This window comes from Frankia sp. R43 (assembly GCF_001306465.1).
Taxonomy (GTDB): domain Bacteria; phylum Actinomycetota; class Actinomycetes; order Frankiales; family Frankiaceae; genus Parafrankia; species Parafrankia irregularis.
In genome coordinates this window covers 427,355-436,095 of record NZ_LFCW01000010.1, presented here as the reverse complement: position 1 = coordinate 436,095, position 8,741 = coordinate 427,355, and the positions used below count along the sequence as shown (strand labels likewise).

Annotated in this window: 6 protein-coding genes and 1 pseudogene; 1 reads left to right on the top strand and 6 read right to left on the bottom strand. The window is 72.3% G+C overall.

Annotation, left to right across the window (positions count from 1 at the left end):
• The 4 genes and pseudogenes from ACG83_RS35805 to ACG83_RS35790 all read right to left on the bottom strand — a co-directional run.
• Positions 1 to 1,624 (bottom strand): annotated as a pseudogene (locus ACG83_RS35805) (type VI secretion protein); the annotation flags it as partial.
• Between the two features lie 28 nt (positions 1,625 to 1,652).
• The gene (locus ACG83_RS35800) at positions 1,653 to 3,542 is read right to left on the bottom strand and encodes a VirB4 family type IV secretion system protein (RefSeq protein ID WP_054570647.1); all 1,890 of its coding nucleotides are present in this window, start codon (positions 3,540 to 3,542) and stop codon (positions 1,653 to 1,655) included.
• On the bottom strand, positions 3,539 to 4,837 hold the full coding sequence (locus tag ACG83_RS35795) for a PrgI family protein (RefSeq protein ID WP_054570646.1): 1,299 nt from the start codon (positions 4,835 to 4,837) through the stop codon (positions 3,539 to 3,541). The genes ACG83_RS35800 and ACG83_RS35795 overlap by 4 nt, the downstream gene beginning before the upstream one ends.
• On the bottom strand, positions 4,834 to 6,687 hold the full coding sequence (locus tag ACG83_RS35790) for a hypothetical protein (RefSeq protein ID WP_235498393.1): 1,854 nt from the start codon (positions 6,685 to 6,687) through the stop codon (positions 4,834 to 4,836). The genes ACG83_RS35795 and ACG83_RS35790 overlap by 4 nt, the downstream gene beginning before the upstream one ends.
• Positions 6,688 to 6,748: 61 nt before the next feature.
• Between ACG83_RS35790 and ACG83_RS47235 the strand changes: the two genes are divergently transcribed.
• The gene (locus ACG83_RS47235) at positions 6,749 to 6,988 is read left to right on the top strand and encodes a hypothetical protein (protein WP_235498392.1); all 240 of its coding nucleotides are present in this window, start codon (positions 6,749 to 6,751) and stop codon (positions 6,986 to 6,988) included.
• Here the strand turns inward: ACG83_RS47235 and ACG83_RS35785 are convergent.
• Both ACG83_RS35785 and ACG83_RS35780 read right to left on the bottom strand, forming a co-directional pair.
• Positions 6,985 to 7,374: a pilin gene (locus tag ACG83_RS35785; protein WP_054570644.1), complete on the bottom strand. Its 390-nt coding sequence runs from the start codon at positions 7,372 to 7,374 to the stop codon at positions 6,985 to 6,987. The two genes, ACG83_RS47235 and ACG83_RS35785, sit on opposite strands and share 4 nt — an antisense overlap.
• Positions 7,371 to 8,183 (bottom strand): hypothetical protein, encoded by an 813-nt coding sequence (locus ACG83_RS35780; protein WP_235498391.1) that lies wholly within the window; start codon positions 8,181 to 8,183, stop codon positions 7,371 to 7,373. The genes ACG83_RS35785 and ACG83_RS35780 overlap by 4 nt, the downstream gene beginning before the upstream one ends.
• Between the last annotated feature and the right edge of the window lie 558 nt (positions 8,184 to 8,741).

Below are 8,741 nucleotides of genomic sequence, written 5' to 3'. Positions count from 1 at the left end.
TGAGCAGGCCGGCGCGGAAGATGTCGTCGGTCCGTGGGCCCCAGGACTCGTGGTAGACGCGGGAGAAGATGGAGACCAGGTTGTCGACGGCGCGGGTCCGGTCGGGCTGGTCCAGCGGGTTGAGGCACGGCGGCCGGCCTGACGAGTCGGCGTCGAACAGGACGAGGCGGTCGAGGGCATCCAGCGGGTAGCGGGCGAGGATGTCGATGACCTGGTCGCCCTTCGGGTCGACGTTGACCACGCCCCGGCGGGCGGCGACGTCGTCCAGGGTCATGCGGGCGAGGAGTTCAGATTTGCCGGAGCCGGTGGCGCCGAGGATGTGCAGGTGGTGGCGGGCGTCGGGGACCCGCAGACCGACGGGCCGTGTGTGCCCGCCGTCGGAACGGCCGAGCGGGCGGACGTTCGCGCCCGGACCGGCGACGCCGGGCGGTGGGGCGACGGCTTTCGCGCCGGCGCGTTGCAGGCCGGGGGTGGCCTCGTCGACCGGCAGGTGGGCCAGCGCGCCGACCTCGGGGACGGAGAGCAGGTCCCCGTGGCCGAGTTGCCGTGTGGCGAGGACGGGCAACGGGCGGCGGAGCCGGGCGCGTTTGTAGTAGTTGTGCTCGCCGTAGGCGGCGAACGCGGAGGCGATCGCGTGCGCCCGGCCGCGTAGCTGCCCGCTGACCCGGGCGGCGGTGTCCTCACTGGTGGTGTCGTCGAGGACGGCGACGACGGCGTAGCGGACGCGGACCTCGAACTGGGCGCCACGGCCTTTCGTGACGATCGCACGGTCCTCCGCCGAGAGCGCGAGCGAGGTCTGATGATCGACCTTTATCGGTGTGGGGGTTCGCCGGGTGCGGCGGGTCCGGCCCGTGTGGGGGGTGAGCAGGTCGAGTAGCCCGCTGAGCAGGGTGGCCGAGCCGCCAGCACGCACGCGGCGGGACGACCGGCGGGCTTTGGCGACGCGGCGGCCGGTGACGGGGCGGGCCAGGATCTGCACGACCGCCCGCTGGGTGCGGGCCAGCCCGCCGGGCGCGCCGAGCAGAGCACGAACCGGATCGACATCGTGATCCGTGCGGATCGGTAGTGCTTCGGGCCGGGCAAGGCGCAGTTCCCCGCCGGCGGCCAGCAGCCGCCGGCCGGGCCGGGCTACGACGGGCACCGGCGCTCGCGCGGGGCCGGATCGGGTATGGGCCCCAGGCCAGGCAGCCTCGACGGCCCGTTCCACGAAGCCCTCCGGGACGACGCCGGGGACCCAGATCTGGATGCGGACGCCGTCGGCGTCGAACAGGTACTCCCACACCAGGTGCGGCTGGCCGACCAGCCGTCGCCAGGATGGACGTAGCAGACCGAGCAGGTTCGCCCACAGCGCGCCCGCGCCGGCCGGGTCGACACTGGGTGGGGCCAGCACGGTCACCAGGCGGGCGCCGGCGATCAGTCGCTGCTGGTAGCGGCGGCGCATCCGCCGACGCAGAGTGATCAACCCGGTGGCGGTGAGGGCGAGCAGAGGTCCGGCGAGGGGTCCCCAGGCCGTCGCCCATGCCCGCAGATGGCCCAGCAGCTGGTGCAGAAAGCCCCAGGGGTCGGTCAGGTAGGTGGCAAGCGGCGACGACGGCGTGGTAGCCGCCGCGGCGAGCAGATCCATGGTTACGATCTCCATACGGCTACGGCGGTTAGGCGGGGTCGAGGTAGATCTGGCCGTCGGGATCGGCCGGGTCATCGGATGCGGCGAGATCGAAGAAGCCGTCGTCGTTCCCGTCGTGGACGTCGGCGGCTAGTTCGGCTGGGTTCGTCGTGATCAGGGCGTGTTCGGCCTCCGAAGCGAGGGCCTGGAAGGCGACCCGCTGTGCGCCCGCTGCGAGCAGTCCTTGTCCGCGGTCGGCGGAGAGCAGGAACTGCCGTTCGCCCTGGGACAGGTCGAACACGGCGGTGATCTCGTCGATGGCCTGCGGTGCCTGGCGCAGCAGGATCTGGGTGGCGGCGTTGGTGACGATCGCCTTGCCGAGATCGCTCGCGAGCACGTCCGCGGTGTCCTGGGTCGCTACGGTCAGCCCTGCCCAGTACTTGCGGGACGACTTCGCCATGCGGAACAGGAAGTCCGCACCGGCGGGCTGGCGCATCAGGAGCCACGCCTCGTCGACCACGACCAGGCGGGGCCGGCGGTCGGCGGGGTTGGACACCCGCCGCCACACCGCGTCGAGAACGAGCAGCGTGCCGATGGCCTTGAGCTCGTCGGGCAGGTCGCGCAGCGAGTAGACGACCAGGTGGCCGTCGCCGCGGTCGGTGCTCGGCCCGTCGAACAGGCCGGAGAAGGCCCCGGCGGTGAACGGGTGCAGGCCGGCGGCGAGTGCCCCCGCCGCCGGGTCGGTGGAGCCGGCCAGGGTCGCGGCCAGGTCGGTCAACAGGGGTGCCGGCCGGCTCCAGCTGCGCGGGTCGGAGCTGATTCCGGCCGCCTGGTAGGTGGCAGTGATCGCCGCGTCGAGGGCGGCCCGTTCGGGCGCGCTCAGTTGGCCGACCAGGATAGAGATGACGGTGTGTAGGAACAGGCTGCGCCGCACCAGCGCGTCACGTGGCGCGGTCCGCCGGCCGTCGGGGGTGATCTGGATCGGCAGGTCGAACGGGTTGATCCGCACGTTGTCGGCGCCGAGGTGCAGGTATGTCCCGCCGACCGCGGCGGCGAGGCGGGCGTATTCATCTTCCGGGTCGACGACGTGGACCTCGATACCTCGGTACAGCGAGCGCAGGAGTTCGAGCTTGACCAGGTAGGACTTGCCGGCGCCGCTGCGGCCGAGGACAACCGTGTTGTGGTTGTCGACGTCGCCGAACCGGTCCCAGTGCACCAGTCCGTTGCTGGCGACGTTGAGCCCGTAGAGCACCCCGGTCGGGGCCAGCGAGGTCGGATCGGCGGGCGGCAGGTCGGGGGAGGTGAACGGGAACGCCGCGCTCAACGCCGCCGTGTCGAAGGTGCGCCGCATCCGCACCTGGTCCAAGCCCAGGGGAAGGGTGCTGACCCAGCCTTGCAGGGAGCGGTAGCTGACCGGTTTGGCGTCCAGCAGCAGACTCGCGGCCAGCGCCCGTACCGCGGCGACCTCGTCGGCCAACTCGCTTTCGCTGCTCGCGTGGACGGTGAGGTATAGGCCGAGGCGGAACAGCTTCCCTTCGCCGCGGGCGACGCGGGCGGACAGGTCGTAGGCGTCCTCGGTCGCCGCCTCGACCTGCGGGTCGATCAGCCGGCCCTTCTCATCGCCGAGCTGGCGGCCGGACTCCAGCTTGGACAGCTGGCGGCGCAGCCGGTTCGCCGCGGTGACCGGGTCGATCGGCTCAACATGCACCGCGACGTCCACCCGCCCCGGGTAGGTCAGCAGCGGGGCGAGCCAGCCCGCGTGGACCTCACGGGGATAGCCGGTGATCGCCATCGTCGCGAGGAAGTCCCCACCCACGTCCAGGTGGCGAGGCGCGACCGACAGCGCGTCCGGGACGAACGCCGCCGCTGCGGTGTCGACCGGCTGGGTGGACGGGCTCGGGGCCTGCGAGGAGGCTCTGCGTCGGGTTCGTCTGCTCATCGGGTGTATCCCCTCCGTCGCGTGGGTCGTGCGGGCCGGCGGGAGCGGCTGTCGGCGTGCTCGGCGGGCGGGTCCCAGAAGTCGGGGTCGTCGGTGTCGAGCGGGCCGTCCCTCTCGGTGTCGTCGAACCGGTCGCCGTAGCCGCCCGCCGCCCTGTCCTCCGGGTCGTCGAACCCGTCGTCGTCGGGCAGGAAGCCGCCGGCATCGGGGTCGGGCTGGTAGGCCGGGTAGCCCTCGGGGAGGTCGCCGGTGATCACCTCGTCGGGCGCGGCGAGCGCGGACGGCGGCACCAGGCCCGCAGGGTTGCAGGCGGCGGCCAGCACGCTGGTCGCCGTGCCGGCGTCCAGCGGCGTGACCACGATCCCGGCCGGGGCCAGCAGGTCGGTGGCCTCCGCGAGGCGGCGGGCCAGCCGGGTGTGCGCGGCCCGTCTGATGGCCGCTCCGGCGCGGCGGGCGTCGCGGGCCGCTGCCCGCCGACCCGACAGCGCGGCCAGCGGGGAGGCACCGCCGAGCCCGTCGACGGGTCCGGCGGCGACCAGCGGTTCACGCAGGACCAGCAGGACCTGGCGGGTGAGCAGCTGCATCTCGACAGCGAGCTGGGACAGGTAGGTGGCGTGTTCGCGGGCCGCGTGCGCGAGTGCCGGATGGGGCAGCTGGCCGGCGGCATCGTCGAGCTGCTGGATCTGGGCGGACAGGTCGGCGGGCATGGCCCGCACAAGGATCTGCACGGGAGCGGTGAGGGAGTGCAGGTAGCGGGCGAACACCGCGACCAGCCCGTCCTGCTCACCGGGCGTGCGCAGCGCGAAGTTGATCGTGGAGGCGACCGCGACCACGGCCAGCCCGTCTGGCCCGAGGTCGACGACGCCGATTCCGGCCTGGCCCGTGACGGTGCGGGCCGGTAGCCGCAGCGGCGCCGCGCGCGCTTCGCCCGCGGCTGGCCGGCGGTCACCGGGGCCGCTGGTGGCGCGGGCGGCCAGCCACGACGGCGGCGGGATCACCCCTTCGGGGGCGTTGATCCGCTGCCGCGGGCTGGTGCGCTGGCGGACAGCGGCGACCAGCAGCCGATCCAGCGACAGCCCGTCACGCTGGCCGAGGACGAGAACACCGGCGCCCACGGCGACCGGCACCGTGAGCAGCGCGAACACGGGCAGCGGCAGCAGGGTCCGGGTCGCGGCCCAGGACAGGTAGAGCACGATGCCGGTGAGGGTGAGGATCAGGACCTGGCGGGCGGTCAGGTTCGCCACGACCCTGTCCTCGCGATCAACATCGGCGGGAATTCTTACGGGGTGTGTCATCGCGGCTGATCACTTCCGTTGCGGGGTGGGCGGGGGCGGCGGGGCATGTTCGGCAGCAGCTGCTGCCGGTAGCGCGGTGGGACCGGCCGCGCCGGGGAACTCGGGCGTGACGCCGGTGGAGCAGGGGCTGGCCGGGCGGGGCGTGGGGTGCGGTGCAGGCCCTCCAAGGGGAGGGCGTACTGGCCGGTGCGGTCCGGGCGGATGCCCCGGTAGGGGTCGAACGGCAGCTCCGGCTGTCGGGACCTCGTCCGCGGGGGCCGAGCCGGGGCCGGCCGGCCGGGACCAGCCCGGCCCGCACCAGCCCGCGCCGGCGTCGCGGCCGGACGCCGGACAGGCCCAGGGGCTGCGGCCGGGGAGCGGGGCTGTTCGACCTCGAACGGCAGCAGCAGCTGACCGTCGCGGTCCACCCACGCACCGCCCTCACGGGGCAGGTACCGCCCGCCCGGGGCGACGGCCTGGCCGAACGGGATGGTCAGCTGGCGGTGCCGCGGCCGGGACCGGCCCCCCGGGCTCGCCGGCCGAGGCGGACGGGGCGCACCCCGGGCCGGTCCCGGGCGGCGGACCCGGGGCACCCTCGTCAGCGGGAGGAGCAGCTGCCCGTCGGCGTCGGCCTCGACATGGTGGTAGGGGTCGGACGGTCCGTTTCCCGGGCCTCCGCCTGGCCGGCCCCTTCCGCGCCCGCCCCGACCCCGGCCGCGTCCGCCGCGGCCTCGGCCGGTCCGTCCGCCCGCGCGCCCGGCGCCGCGTCCGAACCGGCCACCGAGGAATCCCAACGCCCGGCCCATGACGTAGGCGCGCACGACCCGGCCAAGAATGCCGCCACCACCGTGGCCGATCCTCGGCATCAACCAGAACGGAATCTTGAACAGGAAGTAGATCAGGGTGATCGCGGCCAGCAGGTTCACGACTCCGTCCGGCGTCGGCCCGAAGATGGTGAACCCGCCCGGGGTGAAGAACACCTTGAACGAGGCGATCAGGACAAACGACTGGGCGATCTGGATACCCAGGCAGCCGAAGAACGCCCGCCACCACCAGAACGCCACCTTCTCGGTCAGCGGATGGCCGTGCCCCGCCAACGCCAGGGGTGCCGCGCCGATGAGCGCCACCTCGATGACGACCCGGGCGATATAGGTACACAGCAGCGCCACGACCGATCCGGCGAGGAACAGGCCGAGGAAGATGACGAAGATGCTCCTGCCATATCCACCGGGTGTCGGCACGATCGCCCCGAGGATGATGGTTTTCAGCTGCCCGGCGGCGGTGTCCGGGTTCAGCCCCTCGCTCAGGATCGCGCCGGGTAGCACGTTCGCGATCTGGATGGCCTTCGTCGCCAGGAACTGCGACAGCCCGGCGGCGAGGAAACCGATCGGGATACGCGGCAGGACTTCTTTGATCGAGATACGGGACTGGACCGTGCCCAGCGCCATGACCGTGATCCCACCGAACATGATCAGCGTGCCGTAGGCGGTAGCGCTGATCGCCCACGACGTCGACCACAATTCCCCAATCGCGGGAAGCTGCGACGGTTCCGGCGTCGTCAACAACGTGCGGCCGAGCAGGTCCAGCAGCGGGTTCAGCGCGGCAGTCACCAACGTGCGGAAAAACGCGGTAATAGCGTCGTTGATCGCGTCGGTGATCCACCCGACGATCCCGCCGCCATCACCGCCGGTGTCCGGCGCCTCCGGCGTCGTCTGCGGTGTCGGGGGCGGCGGGACCTCCGGGGTGGTGGCACAGTCCGGGTCGTCGGCCGGGCACGGCTCGGCGGGAGCGCCGGTACTGGCGTCGTCGGGCGGAGTGTCCGGGGTGTCGGGCGCGGGTGTGGCGTCCCTGCCGGAGGGAGCCGGTGTCACCGGCGCTTCCTGTCCCGGCGGTACTGGGGACGGTCCCGGCTGCGGATTCGGGGTCGGACCAGTGGGGGTGGGCGTGTCGGTGGACGGCGCGGTCGCAGGGACCGGTGGCGCGGGAGCAGCGGAGGCCACCGCGGGAAGCACGACAACCAGCAGCAGCGTGAACGCCGCCGTCCCGGCCATCAGCAGCCCGCGGTCGCGGCGCCGAGACAAGCCCGGCGGGCGGTGCGTCTGGGCAGGCGACGAGCTCGGCGTGCCGGACGGCAGGACGCGGCGGCAGGAGACGGCGGCGGTCACGGCCTAGCCCCCGACGATCTGCTTGAGGACCTCGACGACGACCGGCGCGAGCGCGGCCAACCCATAGCCCCAGCCAGCGTTGCGGAACGAGTCCTTGGCCTTACCGACCTCGCTCGGCTCCCCGTTGGCGATCAGGTAGCGCACGCCGCCGATCGAGAGGAACACTGTCGCCAGCAGCGCCAGAATCCCCATGATCCAGTTGCGGATGTTGTTCAGGACCGTGTTCAGGTTCGGTGCCACCGGCACCCCAGGGTCGGGCACCTGAGCGAGCGCCGCCGCGCCGCCGGCCAGGACGAACATGCCCACAACAGCGACGAGCAGGACCGTGCGGCGCCATCCGACTCGCCGACCCGAACGCGATGGGTCGCCCTGAGTTCGCAGGACCGAGCTCATGCCGACACCCCCGCGACCACCAACACCCCTGCCGGGCGAAGCTCCGTGGCAGGGCCCGCACTGTCGGCCGTCGGGCCGGGCGGCCGGGAGGACGGCTCGCCAGTGCTCGCGTGCTGTCCGCGGCCGGTGAGGTGGGCGAGCAGACGCTGTTCAGCCCGGTCGCGCAGCCGGTAGGCGGTGCGGACCGGGGTGGCGTGGCGTGCGGCCCAGGAAGCGACCGAGACGTCACCGAGGCGGGTCGCCGCAACGAGGGCGGCCTCGGTCTCGGTCAGGACCCCGTCCACGACCGTGACCGCGAGAACCTCATACGGACCGTCCGCCCGGGTCTGAGCAACGGTGCGGGTGAGGAACAGGCCCGGGTTGGAATAGGGGATCTCCAGCGACTGGGTGAGCAGGTCCAGGCCGGCGCGGTAGGCGGCCCAGCGCAGCCGCACCGCGATCCGTGGCAGATCCAGACGGATCATGGCCAGCGCGGACAGGAAGCCGGTCAGGACTTCGGCCTGGACGTCGGCCGGGTCAAGGTCGCTGTGCTCGCCGAGCCGGAAGGCCACCGCCCGCAGCGCCGGTAGCGCCATCCCGGCGGCGCCGACCGTCCACGCACCGCCGCGGGCGCGGGCGCGGCGGATCACCGTCTTCCAGGCGGTGTCGCTGGTGGCCTGGGGGCAGGAGCGGGCCAGCAGCCGGTCGCGCAGTTCGTCCAGTGGCACCAGCCGGTCGGGAAGGCCGGACACCGGTGTGCCGTCCAGGGCAAGGGGGTCGGGGTCGGCGACCAGGAGCGCGAAGCAGTCCCGCAGGGTTGCCAGAGGCAATGCCGGTGCGTTCGAGTCAGGGGTTCGCGCAGGGAGGGGAGATGTTTCATCGGGCATTGTTCGCCGTCCTTGGGGTGTCGCGGAATTCGGACAGCTCCAAGGACTCCACATCAAAGACAGCGAAAAGACAGTGCGATCATCCAGTGAATGCACAGCAAAGATCGCTGTGCATTCGGAACAGGCACAGCGGCACGATGCAAGGCGTCCACCCGCCCCGAGTTTCGCCGCGCGCCAGCAGCTCGCTCGGACGTGACAGTGGGCCTCTGACCTGGGGTGCTGTGACACCACCAGCCCCCGGGCGATGATCGCTGGCACCTGCCCAACGATCACCCATCGGCGCTCGCTGGCACCGGCGAGAAAAATCTTGAAAAAAGTTTTCGGGCCACTCACCGAGATGCCGCCAGCGGGATGACAGCGATCAATAGTCCGGCCGGACTAGACACTGCACAGCGGGAAGAATCTTGGAAAAAGCCATGGGGGTGGTGGCAAAAAACGGCACAGCAGCCGGTCTCCTTTTACGACCGCGAAAACACGCCCGTCGTGAAAGGCAGGACCACC

Coding starts and splice junctions, on each gene's coding strand:
- ACG83_RS35800 (WP_054570647.1), bottom strand. CDS start 3,542: ATGAGCAGACGAACCCGACGCAGAGCCTCCTCGCAGGCCCCGAGCCCG.
- ACG83_RS35795 (WP_054570646.1), bottom strand. CDS start 4,837: ATGACACACCCCGTAAGAATTCCCGCCGATGTTGATCGCGAGGACAGG.
- ACG83_RS35785 (WP_054570644.1), bottom strand. CDS start 7,374: ATGAGCTCGGTCCTGCGAACTCAGGGCGACCCATCGCGTTCGGGTCGG.